This is a genomic window from Helicobacter pylori, from assembly GCF_016755635.1.
Lineage (GTDB): Bacteria > Campylobacterota > Campylobacteria > Campylobacterales > Helicobacteraceae > Helicobacter > Helicobacter pylori_CQ.
The window spans coordinates 1,120,584-1,144,203 of the sequence record NZ_CP051500.1 but is presented as its reverse complement, the minus strand read 5'-3'; the positions used below and the strand labels follow the sequence as shown (position 1 = coordinate 1,144,203).

Below are 23,620 nucleotides of genomic sequence, written 5' to 3'. Positions count from 1 at the left end.
AACTATAAGCGAGAGGGTGCTTTGTAAAGCTTATGCTATAATAACGATTATTGTTGATTGAAAGGAAAACAGATGAAACGGAGTTTTTTGAAAACGATTGGCTTGGGTGTGATAGCGCTCTCTTTGGGTTTGTTAAGCCCTTTGAGTGCAGCGAGTTATCCCCCCATTAAAAACACTAAAGTAGGCTTAGCCCTTTCTAGCCACCCGCTAGCTAGTGAGATTGGGCAAAAGGTTTTAGAAGATGGGGGTAATGCGATTGATGCGGCTGTAGCGATAGGTTTTGCTCTAGCGGTCGTCCATCCTGCAGCAGGCAATATTGGTGGTGGGGGCTTTGCGGTTATCCATTTGGCTAATGGTGAAAATGTTGCCTTAGATTTTAGAGAAAAAGCCCCCTTAAAAGCCACTAAGGGCATGTTTTTAGACAAGCAAGGCAATGTAGTCCCTAAGCTCAGCGAAGATGGCTATTTGGCGGCTGGGGTTCCTGGAACGGTGGCGGGCATGGAAGCGATGTTGAAAAAATACGGCACAAAAAAACTATCGCAACTCATTGATCCTGCCATTAAATTGGCTGAAAATGGTTATGTGATTTCACAAAGACAAGCAGAAACCCTAAAAGAAGCAAGGGAGCGGTTTTTAAAATACAGTTCTAGCAAAAAGTATTTTTTTAAAAAAGGCCATCTTGATTATCAAGAAGGGGATTTGTTTGTCCAAAAAGATTTAGCCAAGACTTTGAATCAAATCAAAACGCTAGGCGCTAAAGGCTTTTACCAAGGGCAAGTCGCTGATTTGATTGAGAAAGACATGAAAAAAAATGGAGGGATTATCACTAAAGAAGATTTAGCCAGTTACAATGTGAAATGGCGCAAACCCGTGGTGGGGAGTTATCGTGGGTATAAGATCATTTCTATGTCGCCGCCAAGTTCAGGAGGCACGCATTTGATCCAGATTTTAAATGTCATGGAAAATGCGGATTTAAGCACCCTTGGGTATGGGGCTTCTAAGAATATCCATATCGCTGCAGAAGCGATGCGTCAAGCTTATGCGGACAGATCGGTTTATATGGGAGACGCTGATTTTGTTTCAGTGCCGGTGGATAAATTGATTAATAAGGCGTATGCCAAAAAGATTTTTGACGCTATCCAGCCAGATACGGTTACGCCAAGCTCTCAAATCAAACCAGGAATGGGGCAGTTGCATGAGGGGAGCAATACCACGCATTATTCTGTAGCGGACAGGTGGGGGAATGCAGTCAGCGTTACTTACACCATTAACGCTTCTTATGGAAGCGCTGCTAGTATTGATGGGGCAGGATTTTTATTGAACAATGAAATGGATGATTTTTCCATAAAGCCTGGGAATCCTAATCTCTATGGTTTAGTAGGGGGCGATGCGAATGCGATTGAAGCCAATAAGCGCCCTTTAAGCTCCATGTCGCCTACGATTGTGTTGAAAAACAATAAGGTTTTTTTGGTGGTGGGAAGCCCTGGAGGGTCTAGGATTATCACTACGGTGTTGCAAGTGATTTCCAATGTCATTGATTACAACATGAATATTTCTGAAGCGGTCTCAGCCCCTAGATTTCACATGCAATGGTTGCCTGATGAATTAAGGATTGAAAAGTTTGGCATGCCCGCTGATGTGAAAGATAACCTCACTAAAATGGGCTATCAAATCGTTACTAAGCCGGTCATGGGTGATGTGAATGCGATCCAAGTTTTGCCTAAAACTAAGGGGAGCGTTTTCTATGGATCAACGGATCCAAGGAAAGAATTTTAATCCTATTTAGCCTTATTTTTTTTGGGAGGGGGGACTTTTTTAGCGAGAAAATCTTAAATTTAGTTTTAAAATTCATAAAAATAGTGTAAAATTTCTCATTACAAGAGATGATATTGAATCTAAAATGGTGTATGCAGAATGGAGTTTGAGAATGTTTGCTGGTTCTAGAACGCATGCAGTTTCTTTTTTAAGATTGGTAGCCATTGACATTATGTTTGATCTTATTAAAGCAGAGGAGTAACAATGGGATACGCAAGCAAATTAGCTTTAAAGATTTGTTTGGCAAGTTTATGTTTATTTAGCGCTCTTGGTGCAGAACACCTTGAACAAAAAAGGAATTATATTTATAAGGGAGAGGAGGCTTATAATAATAAGGAATATGAGCGGGCGGCTTCTTTTTATAAGAGCGCGATTAAAAATGGCGAGCCGCTTGCTTATGTTCTTTTAGGGATCATGTATGAAAATGGTAGGGGCGTTCCTAAAGATTACAAAAAAGCGGTTGAATATTTTCAAAAAGCGGTTGATAACGACATACCTAGAGGGTATAACAATTTAGGCGTGATGTATAAAGAGGGTAGGGGCGTTCCTAAAGATGAAAAGAAAGCGGTTGAATATTTTAGAATAGCTACAGAGAAAGGCTATACTAACGCTTATATCAACTTAGGCATCATGTATATGGAGGGTAGGGGCGTTCCAAGCAACTATGTGAAAGCGACAGAGTGCTTTAGAAAAGCGATGCATAAGGGTAATGTAGAAGCTTATATCCTTTTAGGGGATATTTATTATAGTGGGAATGATCAGTTGGGTATTGAGCCAGACAAAGATAAGGCTATTGTCTATTATAAAATGGCGGCTGATATGAGCTCTTCTAGAGCTTATGAAGGGTTATCAGAGTCTTATCGGTATGGGTTAGGCGTGGAAAAAGATAAGCAAAAGGCTGAAGAATACATGCAAAAAGCATGCGATTTTGACATTGATAAAAATTGTAAGAAAAAGAACACTTCAAGCCGATAACTCTCAAACTTGGGCTTGATTCAAGGATTTTTTATTTTGTGCTAAGTGGCGTGTTTTTTGAACAATTGATTTGAAGCGATAGATTAAAGATATTGCATTTTTCATGGCTAAGTGGCTTCCTACCAAAAACTTTAGCTAAAAAACATTGCTTGCTATAACCTTCTATCAAATACCTTAACGCTCTGTTTGTCTCGCCTAAATATTCTCTTAACAAACCCCTAAATTTACAAACTCCAAACAATAGCGAGCGGTTTTCATAAGCTTTTTAAAAACGACGCTAAGATCGCAGAAAGCCTAAAACCCGCTATTACCAAGAACTTAAGCCAAGGTTTAGCGACCACTTTAAGCGGAGCGTTAAAATACCAATGGACTAAATTCACGCTAGGGACTTTATACCGCAACGCTCCCGATCGCATTTTAGGCGTGAAATTACCCAAAGCGCTAAACGAAGCCACCGCAGGCGCGGCCTTAAAGTATCACATTAAAAGAGCGCTTGAGAGAAGCCACTCTATAAGCGAATTTAGTAAGAATTTAGAATTAAGTGCGCAAAAATCACACTTTAGCAACAACACGCTTAAAATCATTGAAGAGCTTAATAACGGCGTTAAACAAGCGAGTGAAGAGATCAAAAAAAAAGCGTTTGATTTTTCTAATCAAAAACTCACTAACGAGCAAATCAAAGAGCTATTAAATAACGCAAAAATCCCTACAAGCGGGAGAGATGCAGTTATTTTTGGCAAGAATAACCTAACGCCTGAAATTGTAGAATTTATACACAAAAACAACAAGAAAATGATTATAGAAAAAGCCTCTAACAAAGAATTAGAACTTTTAGCTGATACTAACTTTAAGCACCCTGAAAACATAAGAGCGAGTTTAGATCATGAAGCTATCGCTCACATACTCAAAAGGCATGGCGTTAATTCTGTTAATGTTAAAAATGGAGAAAGCCCTATCACTTACGAGGATATAGCGAATTATAGATATATCGTTAATAACGCTGATGCAATTCTTAGGACTTTAGACAACGAGGATAAAGAAGTTATAAGCGCGTTTAAACAAATCAATGGCTATGCGGTAGTGGTAGAGCAAGCGATCAATAAGAAAAATGAATTAGCTTTAAAAACGATGTATAAAAGTAACGGGAGTTATAAAAATAATGAAGTTTATAAAGAATTTTCAAGCACCTCACTCGACGCTGATGCGAAAGTGTGCCATAGGTTGAGTTCCTATAGTGGTGCTACAGAGAATCCTACACCAAAACCGCTAAATAGTCAAGAGGATTTATTAAAAAATACAGAATTAAATAACCAAACCACACAAGAAGTTAAAAATTTAAGCCCCTTAGAGCAAGCTAACGCTGAAAAGTTAGCGAAATTACAAAGAGAGCAATTACAAAGCGAACAAGAATTTTTAAAAGCTAAAGAGCAAGAAGCCAAACGCAAGGAAGCGTTAAAAAAGAAATTAGAACACGAGCGAGGCAATGCAGGCAACATTGAAAGTCAGACTAAAATAGAAGTAGGAGAAGACATACCCATACAAGTGCAAGCACAGATCCCAAAGAGTAGAGTAAGGCTAAACGAACGAGAGATTTACGATCTAGATTATGCGATAGTCAAAGCCAAAGATCTAAAACCAAGCTTTACCACAGGCGGGACGCAAAAACGCACCGACATGAACGAAGAGCAGATTAAAAGCATCGCTGAAAATTTTGATCCTAAAAAGATATTCGGGAGCGGAGGGTTTGAAGATTTACCGATTATTCTACACGACGGCCAAGTGATCGCAGGCAACCACCGCATCCAAGGCATGCTAAACTTCACGCCTAAAAGCCGTTACATTTATAACAAAGCGATCAAGGAATACTACAACATAGACTTAAAACCGGACGAGCTATTAGTTAGAGTGCCACACAGCAGACTAAATAACACCGAGATTAACAATTTAGCAGCCTTCTCTAATCAAGGACGCTTTAACAGCGAGAGCGATCATGCAATAGCGGTTTTAAGCCATTATGAAGCGAAATTGAAAGAATTAGAGAAAAAATTAGACGCTGATAGCATTTACTCACTTAAAAACATTGTTGCTAAAAATTTGAATTTTGATAAGGCTACTCATCCTAATGTAGGCGATAGTAATTTAGCGCTTTTAATGTTTAACATGCCAAGGACGAAAACGCAAGGGATAGAGTTATTAAACCGCTGGCAGAAAGAATTTTCTAACGACATTAAAAGCTATGAAAAAGTGAAAAAAATGTTTGTAGATAATGCGGGCAGTTTTCACAATTTAATCCACGATATGAATTTCCCTAAGGTAAGCCTTAACGCTTATTTAAGCGATATTTTGGATCGCAGTTTTGCGAATTTAAAGAATTATCAAAGCACGAGCGAGAGCTTAAAAGACTTGAGCGAAAAATTCTATAAAACGAGTTCGTTAGAGATGTTTGAAAAGAGCGATCAAACTACAAGCGATATAAGCGAGATTTTAGGAGGAGCGATCGCCAGGTTTGCACGATTTGATGATCCTAGCAAGGCGTTATTTGAAGCGTTAAAGAGCGATAACATTAAAAAAGGCTTGAAAGAATTTAAGATCGCTGATGTTACTAAGGATATGTTTAACCCTGATAGTAAAGAGTTTAAGGATATTGATATTTACGATTTCACGCATTACCTTTTAATGGTCAATAGAGAACCGAATGAAAATAACCCTACCTTAAAGCGCTTAATAGAAGCCGTTAAGGATATGCAAAAAGAGAGCGAGAAAGGGATAAAAAAACAAAAGCTTGAAATACCTAGCGAATGGGGAGAGAATTATAGCGAATTTAAGGGCGATGGATTAGGAGCGATTAACAAGCTATTAGAAACTAAAAAAGGTTTTGTAACAGGAGCGTTTTATAAAGAAGGCTTAGGGGATATTGATTTAGTTTGGGGAACGCCAAAGACTAAAGATAGCAACGGTTATGGATTAGCGCATATATTAGAGCGTAGAATATCTAACGAGATGAAGAAAGGCTTAAGTGAAACAGAAGCTAAAGAATACGCTTTAAATATCGTTAAATCTATCCCTGAAGTGTTAGAGAAAGGCACTAAAGGCACGGATGATTTAGGGCGTGTGTTTGTAGATTATGGAAATAAGAGAGTGGGTTTAAATAATGAGTGGAAAAAAGAAAAATTAGAAAATCATTGGGTGATAAGCAGTTATGAATTGTATGATACAGAGAAGCAAGCGTTACGGTCTACTCCGCAAGCAATCACTAAAGAAAAGGCATTTAATTCTTTAAACTCTGATGATCCTAATCCTACCACAAAAAAATTAAAAAAGGAATAAAATGATCAATTACCCTAATTTGCCTAATAGCGCGCTTGAAATAACAGAACATCCAGAAGTGAAAGAAATCACTAACGAATTACTAAAGCAATTACAAAACGCTTTAAATTCTAATAGTCTTTTTACCGATCAAATACAGCTAAGCCTTAAAGGGATCGTTAGGATTTTAGAGGTGCTTTTGAGTTTGGATTTTTTCAAAAATGCGAATGAGATTGATAGCAGTTTAAGAAACTCCATTGAATGGCTGAGTAACGCCGGCGAGAGCTTAAAATTAAAAATGAAAGAATACGAGGGCTTTTTTAGCGATTTCAATACGAGCATGAAAAGCAACGAGCAAGAAGTAACAAGCATCTTAAACGCCAACACCGAAAACATTAAAAGCGAGATTAAAAAGCTAGAAAATCAAATTATAGAAGCCACTACAAGGCTTTTAACGAGCTATCAAATCTTTTTAAACAACGCCCGAGATAGCGCTAATAACCAGATCACCGAAAACAAAACCCAAAGCCTTGAAGCGATAGCGAACGCTAAAACGAACGCTAACAACGAAATAAACAACAACCAAACCCAAGCGATAGCTAACATTAACGAAGCGAAAGAGAGCGCTACAAATCAAATTAACACCAACAAAACGCAAAGCCTTGAAGCGATCACACAAGCAAAAGAGAGTGCTACAAATCAAATTAACACCAATAAGCAAGAAGTTTTAAACAACATCACGCAAGAAAAGAAACAAGCCACAAGCGAGATTAACGAAGCCAAAAACCAATCATTATCAAAACATTGATTTTTTTGAGATTGAATAAGGCGTGTTAAAAATCCACTATAATACCCCTAAAAAATGCGAGTTTAAAGATGCCTTTATTTGATTTAAAAAGCCCTTATCCACCAGCAGGCGATCAGCCCCAAGCCATAGAAGCTTTAACGAAAAGCTTGAAAAATAACAACCATTATCAAACTCTAGTGGGGGTTACAGGGAGCGGTAAGACTTACACGATGGCCAATATCATCGCTCAAACCAATAAACCCGCTTTGATCATGAGCCATAATAAGACCTTATGCGCGCAGCTTTATAGCGAGTTTAAGGCGTTTTTCCCGCATAATAGGGTGGAGTATTTTATCTCCCACTTTGATTACTACCAGCCTGAGAGCTATATCCCTAGAAGGGATTTATTCATTGAAAAAGACAGCTCTATTAACGATGACTTAGAGCGTTTAAGATTGAGCGCGACCACCTCACTTTTAGGTTATGACGATGTGATCGTGATAGCGAGCGTTTCGGCTAATTATGGTTTGGGTAACCCTGAAGAATATCTAAAAGTCATGGAAAAAATCAAAGTGGGTGAGAAGCGCGCTTACAAGAGCTTTTTATTAAAGCTAGTAGAAATGGGTTATAGCCGTAATGAAGTGGTGTTTGATAGGGGGAGCTTTAGAGCGACGGGGGAATGCGTGGATATTTTCCCCGCTTATAATGACGCTGAATTTATTAGGATTGAATTTTTTGGCGATGAGATAGAAAGGATTGCGGTCTTTGACGCTTTAGAAAGAAATGAAATCAAGCGCTTGGATTCTGTCATGCTTTATGCGGCCAGTCAGTTTGCCGTAGGGAGTGAAAGGTTGAATTTAGCCATTAAAAGCATTGAAGATGAACTCGCTTTAAGATTGAAATTTTTTAAAGAGCAGGATAAAATGCTTGAATACAACCGCCTCAAACAACGCACCGAGCATGATTTAGAAATGATTAGCGCAACCGGTGTGTGTAAGGGCATTGAAAATTACGCGCGCCATTTTACGGGTAAAGCCCCTAACGAAACGCCTTTTTGCTTGTTTGATTATTTAGGGATATTTGATCGGGAATTTTTAGTCATTGTAGATGAAAGCCATGTGAGTTTGCCGCAATTTGGGGGGATGTATGCAGGGGATATGAGCAGGAAAAGCGTTTTAGTGGAATATGGTTTTAGATTGCCTAGCGCTTTAGACAACCGCCCTTTAAAGTTTGATGAATTTATCCATAAAAATTGCCAGTTCCTTTTTGTGTCCGCTACGCCCAATAAGCTAGAATTAGAGCTTTCCAAAAAGAATGTCGCTGAGCAAATCATTCGCCCTACAGGGCTTTTAGACCCTAAATTTGAAGTGCGAGACAGCGATAAGCAAGTCCAGGATTTGTTTGATGAAATCAAGTTAGTGGTGGCCAGAGATGAAAGGGTGCTCATCACCACGCTCACTAAAAAAATGGCAGAAGAATTGTGCAAATATTATGCTGAATGGGGCTTGAAGGTGCGTTACATGCATAGTGAAATTGATGCGATTGAAAGAAATCACATCATCCGCTCTTTAAGGCTTAAAGAATTTGACATTTTAATAGGGATCAATCTTTTAAGAGAGGGGTTGGATTTGCCTGAAGTCTCTTTAGTAGCGATCATGGATGCGGATAAAGAAGGGTTTTTAAGGAGCGAAACAAGCCTCATTCAAACCATGGGGCGAGCCGCTAGAAACGCTAATGGCAAGGTTTTATTATACGCTAAAAAGATCACTCAAAGCATGCAAAAAGCCTTTGAGATTACGAGTTATAGGCGTGCCAAACAAGAAGAGTTCAATAAAATCCATAACATCACCCCTAAAACCGTTACTCGCGCTTTAGAAGAGGAATTGAAATTAAGAGACGATGAGATTAGAATCGCTAAAGCCTTAAAAAAGGACAAAATGCCTAAAAGTGAAAGGGAAAAAATCATTAAAGAATTGGATAAAAAAATGCGAGAATACGCGAAAAATTTGGATTTTGAAGAAGCGATGCGTTTGAGAGACGAAATCGCTCAATTAAGAACGCTTTAAAAACTATAAGTGTAGTTGAAATAAACCGAGTAATTGCGCCTGAAATCAACTTGGTATAACAAGCTGTTGATCCCGTATTCTAAAAATCGTAAAACTTTGAGGATGTCTTCACTATTATTGCTAATGTTATTCATGGAATAATAATGGTTAAAATAATAAGTGGGGATTTTAATCCCAAAGCCAAATTGGTTGCGCTTATTCCCCAAACGAACCCCTAAATTTACCAAAAATTGGAAGCCATTTGAATCCACTTTCCCGCCAAAAGTGTCTAAAAGAAGGGCTTGATACAACAATTCATCGCTCAATCTGTCATACACTCCAGCAAAAGCGATCCCAAGATTGAACCCGGCAAAAAACTTATCCCCATTATAAGCGTTAAGCAATAAATCCATATAAGTGCCATAAGTGGAAATGATAACAGACTGCGATTCTTTTGGGCCATAAAGAGAAGCGCTCAAATCATAAAACAGCCCCCACCTAAATCCAAACCACTTCGTTTCTTCATGCTTACCCACCCATTTATAGCCCACTTGCACGCCAAGACCATTAGACACATACGAATTTTTAAAAACAGGGCTTAAGCCATCGCTAAAAATAATCTGGCTCTTATTGAATTGCTGGGATAAATTCAAGTTGCTAGAGTTGTGTTGGATGCTCCCTAGTTGATACCCAAGCCCCAGATAAAATGCCGATCTATCCGCATAGCGTTTGATGGGCGAAACCACCTTTTTATTAAAAAAAGTGTAATCCCCTTTAGTCAAAACATCTTTAAAACCCTTTGCATTAAGCACGCAAAAAAGCCCTAAAATTAAACATAACGCTCGTTTCAAAAAACCCCTTAAAACTTCAATTTTTTATCGCTTATTTTATAGTTTTGTTTTTGTAAAAACGCGCCTTATTCAAACACCCTTTTAAAAATCGCCCCCACATTTTTAGTGTAATACCCGTAATCAAAACATGCTTTGATTTCATCCTCGCTCAAATATTTTTTCAAGCGTTCATCGTTGAGTAGGGCGTTTAAAAACAAATTTTCATCAGCGTTTTTAAAAGCGCCTTGTTGCAAAACCTCCCATATTTTCATCGCATTTTCTTGCACGATAGAATAGCTTTCTTCTTTACTCAAACCTTTTTTAGGCAATTCCAATAACACCCGTTGCGAAAAGACTAGCCCCCCACTCAAAGCTAAATTTTTAAGCATGTTTTTAGGATAAACCACCAGATTTTCAATCACGCTATTTAAGCGGCTGAGCATGAAATCGCTCGTGATAAACAGATCAGGCAAGGCAAAACGCTCCACAGAGCTATGGCTCATGTCCCTTTCATGCCATAAGGCGACATTTTCTAGCATAGGGGTCGTAAAAGAGCGAATCACCCTACAAAGTCCAGTGATATTCTCACTCAATATGGGGTTTCTTTTGTGAGGCATCGCAGAGCTTCCCTTTTGCCCTGCTGAAAAAGCTTCTTCCACTTCATAGACTTCACTGCGTTGCAAATGGCGGATATTGACAGCGATTTTTTCACAACTGCTCGCTAAAAGAGCCAGATCACATGCAAGCCTAGCGTAGCGATCCCTTTGAATGACTTGATTGCTGATATTGGCGGTTTTTAAGCCTAAAAATTCGCACGCTAATTCTTCTAATTCTAAAGGGGCGTGCGCGAAATTCCCCATAGCCCCACTGATCGCTCCCACGCTGATAAATTCCATCGTTAAATCTAAAGCCTTTAAATGCCGTTTGATTTCATCAGCAAAAAGGGCTAACACTAAGCCAAAAGTAATGGGTTCGCCAAACACCCCATGGCTTCTGCCCACCATTAGCGTGTCTTGATGCTCTAAAGCCCTATTTTTAAGGGTTTCATAAAGGTTTTGAACGCCTTTTTGAATGAGCTTTAAGCTTTTGGTCATCAATAACGCCATAGCCGTATCAATGCAATCGCTAGAAGTGATCCCATAATGAAAGAAGCGGGATTCTTCGCCCAAGCTTTCAGCCACGCAAGTAGTGAAAGCGATTAAATCATGCTTAGTGGTTTTTTCAATTTCTTTGATGCGATCAAGGTTGAATGCCGCTTTTGCGCAGATTTTTTCACAATCGCTATCTTGGATTTGCCCAAGCTTGTTCCACGCCCTAACGACAGCTTTTTCCACTTCTAAATAGGTTTCAAACTTGGTTTGCTCATTCCATAGGGCTTTCATTTCTTCATTCGCATAGCGTTCTAACACCGACAATCCTTAAAATCAAAATGGGATTTATGTTACTTTAAAGGGGTTTAAAGAATCAAGGGGAAAAATCACACAAGGCACAAAAAAGCGCCTTGATCTAATGGAAGGGTTAAACTTTAGCCTCTTCTCTGCGCTGCAAGTATTCCCAACGCTCATTCACATCTTTTTGCAATTCTTCAATAATGTGTTCGTTTTCTTTTTTGAAAAGGTGTTTGAAGCGCTTTTGAGCCCCTAAATAATCCCTTACAGGAATGATATTTCTTGGGCGGTAAGTGATTTTCAATTCCCTGCCATTAAAGATTTCAAATAAGGGGAACATCAAGCTATCCACAGCCATATCCGCTAATTCAATGGTTTTATTGGATTCAAATTTCCATTCAGTCGTGCATGGGCTAAGAGCGTTGATGAAGCAAGGCCCTTCAGTGTCTAGAGCGGTTTTAATCTTTTTGTTCATGTCTTTCCATTTGTTAGGCGAGAGCTGCGCCACATAAGGGACTCCATGGCTTGCCATGATACTGACAATGTCTTTTTTCTTTTCTTTTTTACCAAAACTAACCGACCCTGATGGCGTGGTAGAAGTGCTAGCCCCTAATGGCGTAGAGCCGCTTCTTTGACCGCCGGTATTGGCGTAGTTTTCATTATCTAGGCAAATGTAAGTCATGTCATGCCCTCTTTCCATGCAACCGCTGATGAATTGCAAACCAATATCATAACTAGCCCCATCGCCCCCAAACGCCACAAATTTTGGTTTTTGACCTTGATAGCGGCCCTTATTCACTAGCGCTTTATACATCGCTTCCACCCCTGAAATCGCCGTAGAGCCATTTTCAAAACCAATATGGATCCAAGGCACATCCCATGAAGTGTGCGGGTACACAGCCGAGCATACCTCTAAACAACCGGTAGAATTGCCTAAAACAATAGGCCCATCTACAGCGTTTAAAACTTCGCGCACAATAATGCCATGCCCACAACCCGGGCAAAGCAAGTGCGAGCCTTGAAATTTCTCAGCGCTTTGGCTAAAACCTTTGAGTGTTTTGACTTCTTTTACCATGATATTTCCTTTTTAAAAAAAGCTCATTTTAGGGCCGTGCAAACCTACGAATTGTTGGGTAGGGTGCGTGAGCGTGCCTTTAAGAGCGTCTTCATTGATTTCTTCAAAAATTTCGCATAAATGCGCGATCGTCATATCCCTTTCGCCTAAACCATAAATGTAGTTAGATACCACGGGGTGTTTAGTCCCTTGCGTTTGATACACCGCGCTCGTTACTTCATTAAACATCGCCCCCATAGCGCCCGCTGGAGAGCTCTTGTCTAAAATCGCTAAAGCTTTAAGATTTTTCAAATCCTGCCCTAATCTTTCATAAGGGAAAGGGCGCAAGGAATGGATGGTAGCCACGCCGGCCTTAATGCCTTTTTTACGCATTTCCTTAGCCGCTACGATCGCTGATTCATAAGTAGTGCCTAACGCAAAGATAGCGATTTCAGCGTCTTCTAGCTGGAAAGTTTTAGTCAAATGGTATTGCCTGCCTGTGAGTTTAGCGAAATCATTGAACACTTCTTCAATCACAGAAGACGCGCTCATGATCGCATGGTGGAGTTGGGCTTTATGCTCATAATGCCATTCTTCTTCAGCTTGCGCGCCATAGCTTACCGGTTTATCAAAATCTAAAAGGGAATGCTTGGTTTGGTATTCGCCTACGAATTGATAAGCCACTGCATCGCTCAAAGGGCGGACATTTTGCACGGTGTGCGAGCATAAAAAGCCATCTTGGTTGACAATAGTAGGCACGCGCACCTTTTGATGCTCTGCGATTTTAAACGCCATTAAAGTGAAATCATAAGCTTCTTGGGGGTTGCATGTGCATAAACTTATCCAGCCAGAATCCCTGCTTAAATACATATCAGAATGATCGCCATGAATATTTAAAGGGGCTGCTAGAGCGCGATTGACTAAATTCAAAACAATAGGCAAACGCATGCCAGAAGCCTGGTATAAAACCTCTACCATTAACGCCAAACCTTGAGAGCTAGTCGCAGTGCTGACTCTCCCGCCAGCAGCTGCAGCTCCCACGCATGCACTCATGGCGGCATGCTCAGATTCCACTAAAACGAATTCGCCATCAATATAGCCATTATCCTTAAACGAGCCATAATTCTGCACAATGGGCGTTGATGGGGTGATAGGATAGGCTGCAATGACATCAATTTGAGCCTGTCTTAAAGCGTTAGAGCTAGCGGTATTGCCATCCCACACTTCTATTTCTTGCAATTCAATACTTTTTGCCATATTTTTTCCTTATGATTTTTTCTTTTCTTGTTTTTGCGGCCATTGGGTGAGAGCGGTGGCAGGCTCAATTTGTTCTTCAAACATCCATAGCGATTTAGGGTTGGTGGGGCAGACATCCACACACACGCCACAGCCTTTACAATGAGAATAATCCACGCCCTTTAATTTGCCCTCTCTTGAAAGAATAGCAGCGTCTGGGCAATAAACCCAACAATTAAAGCAATTGATGCAAATATTATTGTTATGCACAGGCTTAGCCACGCGCCAATGAGCCACTGAAGTGGTGAAGTAGCTTTGCTCGGTGTAATGGCGCTCATCATTGTGTTTTTCCATTTCGCTTTGCGCGTTCTTTTCAAAAGGGAAGAGTACCGCTCCCATTTCAAATTCATTCCAATCTTTCATCTTTAATCCTTAATGTTATTGAACTTCTTCATAAGCTCTTTGGATAGCGAGCATGTTAGCGTCAATGACTTCTTGCGTGAGTTTTTTGCCTAAAACTTTCTTAAAAGCTTCTTTAAAAGCCTCAATTTCAAGCATGCCAGACACTTTCATTAACGCTCCTAGCATGGGCGTGTTGGGGATGGGGCGTTTTAAGGTTTCCATAGAGATTTTTAAACAATCCACTAAAAACACTTTACGGGTTTTTAATTCAGGTTTTTTTTCAAACAATTCTTCTTTACTGAGATAGCTAGTGATGATATAAGTCGTGTCTTCTTTTTCATTAGCGAAAATGTTTTCAATGAAAACCAAACCAGGGTCAATCACCAGCACATAATCAGGCTGCATGAAGCGTTCATGGTTTAAAATAGGCTCATCATCAACGCGGTTATAAGCCATCATAGCAGCCCCCCTTTTAGCTGAACCATAAGAAGCGAACGCTTGCACTTCTTTGCCTGTTTTTGAAATCACATCAGCCAACCCTTTAGCACCGGTGATAGCGCCTTGACCCGCTCGCGCATGCCATCTAATTTGAAACATGGTAATATGTCTCCTTAATATCGTATAAAATAAATTGAATTCAGCCTAAGATTATACAAGAAAAACTATTAATGTGTCTTATAACAATATCTTTTTAGGAATTTTTATAGGAAAATGGGGGCATACTTACAAGAATTATGGCTATTTATTCTAAAAAGATAGGCGTTCTTAATCAAAACCACTAATATTTATTTTAAACTTTGTTATTATTTAGGGTGTGATTTGATTTTAGTCTGTATGGGGCAAGTGTGGAGCAAGATAACAAAAGGAATTGGGTTATGGATAAAACAATGGTTAAAATATTGATGGGCATGGCGTTATTATCATCGCTTCAAGCCGCAGAGACAGAGCTTGATGAAAAATCAAAAAAACCTAAATTTGCGGACAGGAATACGTTTTATTTAGGGGTTGGGTATCAACTTAGCGCGATCAACACATCTTTTAGCACCGAGTCTGTAGATAAATCGTATTTTATGACCGGTAATGGCTTTGGTGTGGTGTTAGGGGGGAAATTTGTGGCTAAAACGCAAGCTGTAGAGCATGTGGGTTTCCGTTACGGGTTGTTTTATGATCAGACTTTTTCTTCTCACAAATCCTATATTTCTACCTATGGTTTAGAATTTAGCGGTTTGTGGGACGCTTTCAATTCGCCAAAGATGTTTTTAGGGTTAGAGTTTGGCTTAGGCATCGCTGGGGCGACTTACATGCCAGGAGGGGCTATGCATGGGATTATCGCTCAAAATTTAGGCAAAGAAAATTCGCTTTTTCAATTGCTTGTGAAAGTGGGTTTTCGTTTTGGCTTTTTCCACAATGAAATCACTTTCGGGTTGAAATTCCCTTTCATTCCTAACAAAAGAACTGAAATCGTTGATGGCTTGAGCGCGACTACTTTATGGCACCGCTTACCGGTCGCTTATTTCAATTATATCTATAATTTTTAGATATGGTTATTTAGAGGTTTTAGATTTGACAAAATCAATTAACTCTCGTGTGTCTATGGTTAGGGTTAAGAATTGCTGATACATCACAAACCACTTACCCCCCTTGCCATACAAATGATACCCATCGCCCCCACCCACAAAGCTAAAAAACGCATCCGCTCGCACGCTTAACCATTTGTTTTTATAAAGATAATAAAGGCCTATCATGTCAAAATTAGGGGCTCTATACCATGGCAATCCGGTATAGAGGGATTGGCCATAAGTGGCATAAAAATGCATTTGGGGTTTGTTGGAAAAATAGTATCTGTTAAAAATCCCAAAGCCTTTGTATTGCGCTTGAGCGTAAAATTCCCCCCCAAAGCTGTTATAAAATCGGGCGTTTTTACACTCGCTAGCATAACGCACGCAATAATGGGTTTGAGACGACTGCGTGCCAAAAGTCATGAAAATATTGTCCATATAAGGCATGAGATTTTTAAAATCCGCTTTTAAATAAGCATGGTAATAAACCCTGTCTAAAATGGTAGGGTTAGAGTATTTCCCTATTTCTCCGCCTTGTGGGTTATTTTTTTGACTGAAATAGGGGTAGCCATTAGGCCATTGTGGGGTTGCATCGCCTGGTTTTAAGTAGGAATTACCGCCGTAAGGGTAGTTATCTCCCATGCTATGATGGCTGGCGTTATGAAAAATGACAAGCTGTCCCCCCAAACCTAAATACCCTTTAAGAAACTGAAATTCTGAAGAAACAAAATACAAGAATTGATCAAAATCGTAATTTTTCTTTTTGGGTTGGTTGTTCCAATTACGCCCCCCATACCAATCCACAACGCCCTCAAACCACCCATTCCACCAGCGGTTAGGATCATAAGCCGGTTTGAATTGAAACGCTCCTCCCCTAAAAGTGGGGTCTATAAACCAAAAAAGTTTTTTAAAAGCGCTTAAAGGGTAATGCCCTATTTGATAGCTTCGCGGCACAATGCCTAAAAAAAATCTCAAATTTTTCCCTATGTATTGGTAATACATGGTAACCCCCCACGAATAAGGGAAATAGCTATAATGCGTGTGTAAATTTTGAATGAACCACGCTCCAAACATCAAGGCCTGTCTTTTGTCCAATTGAACGCCAATTTGAGGCATGAGACGACCTTGCATTTTGGTTAGGCTATTCCAATAGGGGTTGTTATTTGGGGCCACTAAATTGAAATTAAAGCTCATGAACTTCAAGTCATAGACAAAACTAGCCGCTTTCATTAAGGGTGGTGTTAAAAAACCTGAAAACAACAACGCACAAAGAGATTTTTTTAAGGAAATCAAATCAGAATTCAGCCCCTTTCATCATCTTTTAAAATTGCAGCATTTAAAATGGCGGCACTTAAAGACAAGATACGATTTTAAATTAATTTGCTTTAAAAACAACATAAAAACCAAAAAACAGAACCCTTTCAAGTTCGGTTTTTTTTTTTTTTTTGGATAAAATAGCCATTAAAAAAGGGTGTTTAATTTTTTATGACTTCAGCTTCAAATCATTCTTTTAAAGAACAAGATTTTCATATTCCTATCGCTTTTGCTTTTGATAAGAATTATCTCATTCCTGCGGGCGCGTGTCTTTATTCCTTGCTAGAAAGCATCGCTAAAGCCAATAAAAAAATCCGTTACACCCTACACGCTTTAGTGGTAGGCTTGAATGAAGAAGATAAAGCAAAGCTTAACCAAATCACAGAGCCTTTTAAAGAATTTGCTGCTTTAGAAGTGAAAGATATTGAACCTTTTTTAGACACTATCCCTAACCCTTTTGATGAGGATTTCACTAAGCGTTTTTCTAAAATGGTGTTAGTGAAATATTTTCTAGCGGATTTATTCCCCAAATATTCTAAAATGGTGTGGAGCGATGTGGACGTTATCTTTTGCAATGAATTTAGCGCTGATTTCTTAAACATTAAGGAAAATGATGAGAATTATTTTTATGGGGTTTTAGAAGTTGAAAAGCACCACATGATGGAAGGGTTTTTGTTTTGTAATTTAGATTACCAACGCAAGAAAAATTTCACCTTAAGAATGCATGATCTTTTAAAGGGGAATGAGACTAAAGGGGAGTTGGATTTCACGAAATGGTGTTGGCCTAACATGAAAGCTTTAGGGATTGAATATTGCGTTTTCCCTTATTATTACACCATTAAAGATTTTTCTAACGCGTATTTAAACGAGAATTACAAGAAAACCATTTTAGAGGCGCGAGAAAACCCTACCATTATCCACTATGACGCTTGGTGGGGGGCGGTGAAGCCTTGGGACTATCCTTTTGGTTTAAAAGCGGATTTGTGGCTGAACGCTTTGGCTAAAACCCCATTTATGAGCGATTACACTAAGAAAATGCACACCAATGAGAGCTTTTATACCACAAAAATGGCTGAGCAGCATTATTTTTCTTCAGTAAAGTCTTCAAAAGAAATTGTTTTTAAAGCTCCGTATTTGTTTTTCAAATCGTATTTGTTTGTTGTGTTTAAAGAAAGGAAAATCCATTCAAGAGTTTTTGAATTAACTTGTAATTTAGTGAAAAAATTTTTCAATAAGCTTATTTATTTTGTGTTTTTGATGCCTAAAGCGTTAGCTAAAAGGGTGGTTAGTAAGATCCTTAGAGTTTTAGGGCTTCATGGGATTGTTAAAAAAATTTTAATCCAACTCAAGCTTTTAAGAAAGGGCTAGAGTAAAGGGGTTAAAACCTTTCTTTAAATTAATTTGCTTTAAAAACAACATAAAAACCAAAAAACAGAACCCTTTCAAGTTCGGTTTTTTTTTTTTTTTTTGGATAAAATAGCCATTAAAAAAGGGTGTTTAATTTTTTATGACTTCAGCTTCAAATCATTCTTTTAAAGAACAAGATTTTCATATTCCTATCGCTTTTGCTTTTGATAAGAATTATCTCATTCCTGCGGGCGCGTGTCTTTATTCCTTGCTAGAAAGCATCGCTAAAGCCAATAAAAAAATCCGTTACACCCTACACGCTTTAGTGGTAGGCTTGAATGAAGAAGATAAAGCAAAGCTTAACCAAATCACAGAGCCTTTTAAAGAATTTGCTGCTTTAGAAGTGAAAGATATTGAACCTTTTTTAGACACTATCCCTAACCCTTTTGATGAGGATTTCACTAAGCGTTTTTCTAAAATGGTGTTAGTGAAATATTTTCTAGCGGATTTATTCCCCAAATATTCTAAAATGGTGTGGAGCGATGTGGACGTTATCTTTTGCAATGAATTTAGCGCTGATTTCTTAAACATTAAGGAAAATGATGAGAATTATTTTTATGGGGTTTATGACAAAATATACCCGTATGAAGGCTTTTTTTATTGCAACTTAACTTACCAGCAAAAAAATCAATTTTGTAAAAAAATATTAGAAATCATACGCACGCAAAAAATAGATAAAGAACCGCAATTGACAGAATTTTGTCGTTCAAAGATCGCGCCATTAAAAATAGAGTATTGCATTTTCCCACACTATTATAGTCTTTCTGAAGAGCATTTAAAGGGCGTGGCCAATGCAATTTATCATAACACCATTAAACAAGCCCTAAGAGAACCTATCGTTATACAATATGACTCTCATCCTTATTTTCAAATCAAGCCTTGGACATATCCTTTTGGTTTAAAAGCGGATTTGTGGCTGAACGCTTTGGCTAAAACCCCATTTATGAGCGATTGGTCTTATTTGATTACAGGGGGTGGGGAGATAGGTGGAGAAAAATGGCACCACTACCATAGCATTGCCGCTTATCATTACTACTTTCCTTTATGGAAAGCAGAAGAACAGATTGCCCATGACGCTTTTAAGATGTTTTTAAAACATTATTTTTTACACATTCATGAGATTCCCCAAAACGCAAGGCGAAGACTATTCAAATACTGCATTTCAATACCAATCAAGAGCCTTATTAGTAAAACCCTTAAAATCCTAAAACTCCATGCATTAGCAAAAAAAATCCTAATCCAACTCAAGCTCTTAAAAAAGAGCTAGAGTAAAAAGCCTTTAATCAAACGATTTTTTCATGTCAATCACATAACGGAATTTCGCTTTCCCATGGGTTAGGTTATGATAAGCGGTGTCAATATCCTTGCCTAAAATCAAATCTACTTCAGGGTAAATATTGTGTTTGATAGAAAAATCCATCATTTCTTGGGTTTCTTTAATGCCCCCAATCAATGAGCCATAAACCTTGCGATTGCTTAAATAGATAAAATCAAAAACGCTAAGCGCTGGAGCGACTTCTACAGGGGGGAGTCCCACAAGGGCTAGATCGCCATTATAAGTTAAGAGCTTGAGGTAGTCTTTTAGATCATAATGGGTAGGAATGGTTGAAATGATAAAATCCAATTCTTCTTTGCATTGTTTGGGGTCTGTGTAGAAATGTTTGACCCCCATGCTCAAAGCGTCCTGCTTTTTGTGTTCGTTTCTTGCAAAAACGCTCACTTCAGCCCCCATAGCCACAGCGTATTTAACCGCCATGCCTCCTAGCCCGCCAAACCCAGCGACGCCCACTTTTGTGCCTTTAGTAACCTTAGAAAATTTTAAGGGCGAATAAGTGGTGATGCCCGCGCACAATAATGGGGCTACTTTTTCTAAAGGAGCGTTTTTATCCACGCTAATCACATAATTTTCATCCACGACAATATTATTAGAGTATCCGCCCATGTGGGGTTCATTGTCATGAAAATAATCCAAACAATCATAAGTAAATACCACTTTGGTGCAAAATTGCTCTTGGTGTTCTTTGCAGGGCTTACACGCCTTGCATGAATTGACAAAACAGCCTACGCCCACCACATCGCCAACCTTAAATTTCTTAACTTCCTTACCCACTTCTTTGATGACCCCAGCAATTTCATGCCCAGGAACCATAGGGTAAATGCCTTCTCTCCATTCGCTATAAGCGCTATGAACATCGCTATGGCAAATCCCTGCATAAAGAATGTCAATCAACACATCTTTAGGGCCTACAGCATGGCGGCTAAAATCATGGGGTTTGAAATGCCCGTCTTTAGAAAAAATAGCAAAACCTTTAGATGGAACTCTCATTAAAACTCCTTGTTTGATTAAAATACCGCTATTGTATCGTTTTTATGGTTTATTTATGTTTCTATAGGTTTAACTAATTTTATAGCTGTTGGTTATATGGTAGCGTTGTTTGGCGCGTTTAAACGCACCCCTTAATATAAGCCACCTCTATCTTAACGCTACTATATCTTATCATGCAGTAAATAATTCTCTAACGCAATGCCCGCCCCATCAAGTCCGGGAGTTTTTTTCATCACGACATGCACAGGGATGGAAGCGAGAAACGCCCCCATGCGCCCTTTCGTTTCAAAACGCGCTCTAAAGGGCGAAGTTTTAAAATAATCAATGAATCGTGGGATAATCCCCCCACACAAATACACGCCCCCTCTAGCCCCCAAAGTGAGGGCCACATCAGCAGCGAGCGTGCCTAGCATGGAGCAAAAAGTGTCCAAGGTCAATCGGCATATAGGGTAATCCCCATTCAAAGCGCGTTCGCTAATGATTTGTGGGGTTAATTCAGCCTTGCTTAACTTCGCCACTTTTTCTAAACCTTTGCGTTTAGACAGGGCTTCATAAATCAACACTAGGCCGCTACCGCTTAAAAACCTTTCCGCGCTCACATGATTGAATTTAGAGCGGGCGTATTGCCACACTAAAATTTCTAAATCGTCAAAAGGGGCAAAGCTCACATGCCCTCCTTCACCGGGCAAGACTTTTAAAGAGCCATCGCTGTTTTGGATAAGAGTGCTTACCCCAAGCCCGGTTCCTGGCCCTAAAATCGCTTTAGGAGCGTTGATTTCGCACTTAATCCCGCCTATTTGAGCCAGATCGTTTTCTTGCATCGCGCTAATGGCATAGGCTTGCGCGACAAAATCATTGATGACAAGCAATTTTTTTAAAGTCAAACATTGCCGTGTCGTTTCAATAGAAAAAGTCCAGTGGTTGTTCGTCATTTGGACAAAATCCCCCATAATGGGCGTAGCCACAGCAAAAGAGCCATAAATAGGGTGCAGTTTAAGGCTTTCTTTGCATTTAGAAAGGTAAAATCGCACCGCATCGCTCAAGCTCTCAAAATCTTCGCACCGCAAGACTTCAATGCATTCAATCTGTCGTGGGGCGACTTCCAAACCAAAGCGTGCGTTCGTGCCGCCAATATCGGCTAAGAGTCTTGGGTAAGTTTCAGTTTTTGGCATAAAACACCTCCGTAGTAACTTTTTGAGAATGTAAAATCCGAGCAATCGGCAGAGAATAGGGGGCGTTTTCTTTTAAAGCTTTTTCTAAAACCTCCCTTTTTTCTGCCCCACTAATGCTTAAGAAAAGTTTTTCGCAATTTTCTAAGGCGTTAACAGACATGCTCAAGCGCTCATAAGGAGCGTTAATTGGCTTAGTCAAAACGATATTTTCTTTTTCTTCGTTTAAAAAAGCGCTCGTTTCAGGAAAAAGGCTAGCCGTATGCCCATCAGTCCCCATGCCCAAAATGGCTAAATGGGGCTGTTTGAAATGCTGGTTAGCAAAATGAAAAAGCGCGTTTGTATCGCTAGAAATCTTTTTGGGCAAAAGCGGGGTGAAAGAAGCTTTTAAGGCGTTATTTTGCAACAAGTAGTCGTGCAATAATTTAGTGTTGCTATCCTTGTGGCTTGTGTCTATAATGCGTTCATCCACCAAACTGATTAAACACTCATGCCATTTGAGATCTAAAACGCTCAATTTTTGCAACAAACCAATGGGCGAACGGCCCCCAGAAAAAGCGATAGAAACTTGATGATGCTTTTTTAAAGCGGTGTTAAAAAATTCTTTAAAACGCTCTATTAAAGCCTTGTGGCAATCTTTTAAACTTTCAAATTCAAACAATTGATAACCCATGAAATCCCTTTTATTGATAGAGTGGTTTTAAAAATTCTGATTCGTTGAGATTATGGCTTTCATAGGAATATAAGGGCGTGGCGTTATTCATAAAGCCCTCTATGAGCGTGTCAATAAAAACCCATGACGCTTCTAATTCCAACTGGTGGGCGAAATTATTGTGGTTATTTTGTATCGCATCATAGAGCAATTTAGCGTAGGGCTGTAAAAATTCTTGTTTGTTATGGGTTTCTAAAATAAGGGGGTTTTGATTGTCTTTTAGGGTGAGAGTGATTTTATCTTGAGAGAGGAAAAATTCTAGCGTATTAGTGGCATTAAAATGGATTTTCACGCTCGCTTGGTTGTGGGGCATTTTTTTAGCGTGCTTAAGATAGAAAGGCACGCCTTTAAATTTAGGCGTATCCAAAAAGGCTTTAATAGCGACAAAAGTTTCTGTCTGGCTCTCTTTATTAACCTTATTTTCATCTCTATAGCCTTGATACTGGGCCCGAATAACTTGTTTTTTGAAATCTTTGGGGGGTTGTAAGGTTTTTAAAACTTTGATTTTTTCTTTCCTCAAGTCTTTTAAATCGTTGGGTAAATCTGTAGCGATAAGGGATAAAACTTGCAAGAGATGGTTTTGAACCATATCTCTTAAAGCTCCGATTTTATCGTAAAATTCGCCCCTTTCTTCCACCCCCAAAGTCTCGTAAACGCAGATTTCAACCGTGCTGATTTGATCCCATAAAATGTTTAAGATAGGGTTATTCAAGCGCAATTCAAGGATATTTTGAACGCCCTTTTTCCCTAAATAATGATCGATTCTAAAAATTTGCTCTTCTTTAAAAAAAGCGCTAATGCTTTGGAAAATCTCTTGACAAGTCTTTAAATCATGCCCTAAAGGCTTTTCTAAAATCAAGCGAGTGTTAGTGTGATTGAGCGCGTTTTGGGCCAAATTTTGGGCGGTCGTTGCAAAAAAACTAGGGGAAATAGAAAAGTAGAAAATCAAGGGCTTATTTTTTGTAGCGATTTTACTCAATTTTTCAAAGTCTTTAGGGTTATCCAAACGAACGCGCAAATAACTGATATGGGCTAAAAATTCCCTACCCTTTTCTCTTGAATGCAACTGCGTTTTTTCACAAAGGAGCGCTAAAAACTCTTCATTGGATAGCTCCTTACGCCCTGATGCGATAATTTTAGAATCTTTTTTAAAACCATAATGACTATAAATTTCATAGAGCGAAACAAAGAGCTTTCGCATGGCCAAATCCCCAGTCGCGCCAAAAAGAACCAAATCAAAATCTAACATCAATAACCCTTTTAATAACCCTTTTGGAGTGTTTTTAAGTTATTAT

20 protein-coding genes are annotated in these 23,620 nt (G+C 39.1%); 8 read left to right on the top strand and 12 right to left on the bottom strand.

Features of this window, described 5'->3' with window-relative positions:
• The first annotated feature begins 72 nt into the window (after nt 1–72).
• Both ggt and HG567_RS05290 read left to right on the top strand, forming a co-directional pair.
• On the top strand, nt 73–1,776 hold the full coding sequence (gene ggt / locus HG567_RS05295; protein WP_202163718.1) for a gamma-glutamyltransferase: 1,704 nt from the start codon (nt 73–75) through the stop codon (nt 1,774–1,776).
• A gap of 243 nt (nt 1,777–2,019) precedes the next feature.
• The gene (locus tag HG567_RS05290; RefSeq protein ID WP_202163717.1) at nt 2,020–2,790 is read left to right on the top strand and encodes an HP1117 family Sel1-like repeat protein; all 771 of its coding nucleotides are present in this window, start codon (nt 2,020–2,022) and stop codon (nt 2,788–2,790) included.
• Nucleotides 2,791–3,044: 254 nt separating this feature from the next.
• Here the strand turns inward: HG567_RS05290 and HG567_RS05285 are convergent, their stop codons facing one another.
• On the bottom strand, nt 3,045–3,245 hold the full coding sequence (locus HG567_RS05285; RefSeq protein ID WP_202137749.1) for a hypothetical protein: 201 nt from the start codon (nt 3,243–3,245) through the stop codon (nt 3,045–3,047).
• On the opposite strand from HG567_RS05285, the gene HG567_RS05280 reads away from it, so the two are divergent.
• The 3 genes from HG567_RS05280 (at nt 3,214) to uvrB (ending at nt 8,949) form a co-directional block, all read left to right on the top strand.
• Complete coding sequence (locus HG567_RS05280; protein WP_237392951.1) at nt 3,214–6,117, top strand: DUF3519 domain-containing protein; 2,904 nt, start codon at nt 3,214–3,216, stop codon at nt 6,115–6,117. The two genes, HG567_RS05285 and HG567_RS05280, sit on opposite strands and share 32 nt — an antisense overlap.
• A gap of 1 nt (nt 6,118) precedes the next feature.
• Nucleotides 6,119–6,904, top strand: a complete 786-nt coding sequence (locus tag HG567_RS05275; RefSeq protein ID WP_202139437.1) for a hypothetical protein — start codon at nt 6,119–6,121, stop codon at nt 6,902–6,904.
• Nucleotides 6,905–6,972: 68 nt separating this feature from the next.
• Nucleotides 6,973–8,949 (top strand): excinuclease ABC subunit UvrB, encoded by a 1,977-nt coding sequence (uvrB, locus tag HG567_RS05270; protein WP_202139436.1) that lies wholly within the window; start codon nt 6,973–6,975, stop codon nt 8,947–8,949.
• Here the strand turns inward: uvrB and HG567_RS05265 are convergent.
• The 6 genes from HG567_RS05265 to HG567_RS05240 all read right to left on the bottom strand — a co-directional run bounded on the left by HG567_RS05265 (nt 8,946) and on the right by HG567_RS05240 (nt 14,435).
• Complete coding sequence (locus tag HG567_RS05265; RefSeq protein WP_202139435.1) at nt 8,946–9,779, bottom strand: outer membrane protein; 834 nt, start codon at nt 9,777–9,779, stop codon at nt 8,946–8,948. The genes uvrB and HG567_RS05265 overlap by 4 nt on opposite strands.
• 65 nt (nt 9,780–9,844) lie before the next feature.
• A complete protein-coding gene (purB, locus tag HG567_RS05260) occupies nt 9,845–11,167 on the bottom strand; it encodes an adenylosuccinate lyase (RefSeq protein WP_202139434.1) in 1,323 nt (440 codons plus the stop codon).
• Nucleotides 11,168–11,276: 109 nt separating this feature from the next.
• Nucleotides 11,277–12,221, bottom strand: a complete 945-nt coding sequence (locus tag HG567_RS05255; RefSeq protein WP_202139433.1) for a thiamine pyrophosphate-dependent enzyme — start codon at nt 12,219–12,221, stop codon at nt 11,277–11,279.
• A gap of 12 nt (nt 12,222–12,233) precedes the next feature.
• On the bottom strand, nt 12,234–13,457 hold the full coding sequence (locus tag HG567_RS05250) for a 2-oxoacid:ferredoxin oxidoreductase subunit alpha (protein ID WP_001129843.1): 1,224 nt from the start codon (nt 13,455–13,457) through the stop codon (nt 12,234–12,236).
• A 9-nt stretch (nt 13,458–13,466) separates the two neighbouring features.
• The gene (locus HG567_RS05245) at nt 13,467–13,859 is read right to left on the bottom strand and encodes a 4Fe-4S dicluster-binding protein (RefSeq protein ID WP_000656174.1); all 393 of its coding nucleotides are present in this window, start codon (nt 13,857–13,859) and stop codon (nt 13,467–13,469) included.
• A 15-nt stretch (nt 13,860–13,874) separates the two neighbouring features.
• Entirely contained in the window at nt 13,875–14,435 is a 561-nt protein-coding gene (locus HG567_RS05240) for a pyruvate flavodoxin oxidoreductase subunit gamma (RefSeq protein ID WP_000486469.1), read from the bottom strand.
• A 278-nt stretch (nt 14,436–14,713) separates the two neighbouring features.
• On the opposite strand from HG567_RS05240, the gene HG567_RS05235 reads away from it, so the two are divergent.
• A complete protein-coding gene (locus HG567_RS05235) occupies nt 14,714–15,376 on the top strand; it encodes an outer membrane protein (protein WP_120855260.1) in 663 nt (220 codons plus the stop codon).
• A gap of 6 nt (nt 15,377–15,382) precedes the next feature.
• Here HG567_RS05235 and HG567_RS05230 read toward each other — a convergent pair whose 3' ends face one another.
• Nucleotides 15,383–16,690, bottom strand: a complete 1,308-nt coding sequence (locus HG567_RS05230) for a hypothetical protein (protein ID WP_202163716.1) — start codon at nt 16,688–16,690, stop codon at nt 15,383–15,385.
• Between the two features lie 192 nt (nt 16,691–16,882).
• Between HG567_RS05230 and HG567_RS05225 the strand changes: the two genes are divergently transcribed.
• On the top strand, nt 16,883–18,079 hold the full coding sequence (locus HG567_RS05225) for a glycosyltransferase family 8 protein (protein WP_202139431.1): 1,197 nt from the start codon (nt 16,883–16,885) through the stop codon (nt 18,077–18,079).
• 139 nt (nt 18,080–18,218) lie between these two features.
• Nucleotides 18,219–19,385 (top strand): glycosyltransferase, encoded by a 1,167-nt coding sequence (locus tag HG567_RS05220; protein WP_202139430.1) that lies wholly within the window; start codon nt 18,219–18,221, stop codon nt 19,383–19,385.
• A gap of 12 nt (nt 19,386–19,397) precedes the next feature.
• Here the strand turns inward: HG567_RS05220 and HG567_RS05215 are convergent, their stop codons facing one another.
• From HG567_RS05215 to HG567_RS05200, 4 genes are all read right to left on the bottom strand, one after another.
• Nucleotides 19,398–20,444, bottom strand: a complete 1,047-nt coding sequence (locus HG567_RS05215; RefSeq protein ID WP_202139429.1) for an NAD(P)-dependent alcohol dehydrogenase — start codon at nt 20,442–20,444, stop codon at nt 19,398–19,400.
• A gap of 161 nt (nt 20,445–20,605) precedes the next feature.
• Nucleotides 20,606–21,616 (bottom strand): glucokinase, encoded by a 1,011-nt coding sequence (locus HG567_RS05210; RefSeq protein WP_001126889.1) that lies wholly within the window; start codon nt 21,614–21,616, stop codon nt 20,606–20,608.
• Nucleotides 21,603–22,286, bottom strand: a complete 684-nt coding sequence (gene pgl / locus HG567_RS05205) for a 6-phosphogluconolactonase (RefSeq protein ID WP_202139428.1) — start codon at nt 22,284–22,286, stop codon at nt 21,603–21,605. The genes HG567_RS05210 and pgl overlap by 14 nt, the downstream gene beginning before the upstream one ends.
• Nucleotides 22,287–22,296: 10 nt before the next feature.
• Nucleotides 22,297–23,574: a glucose-6-phosphate dehydrogenase gene (locus HG567_RS05200; RefSeq protein WP_202139427.1), complete on the bottom strand. Its 1,278-nt coding sequence runs from the start codon at nt 23,572–23,574 to the stop codon at nt 22,297–22,299.
• Between the last annotated feature and the right edge of the window lie 46 nt (nt 23,575–23,620).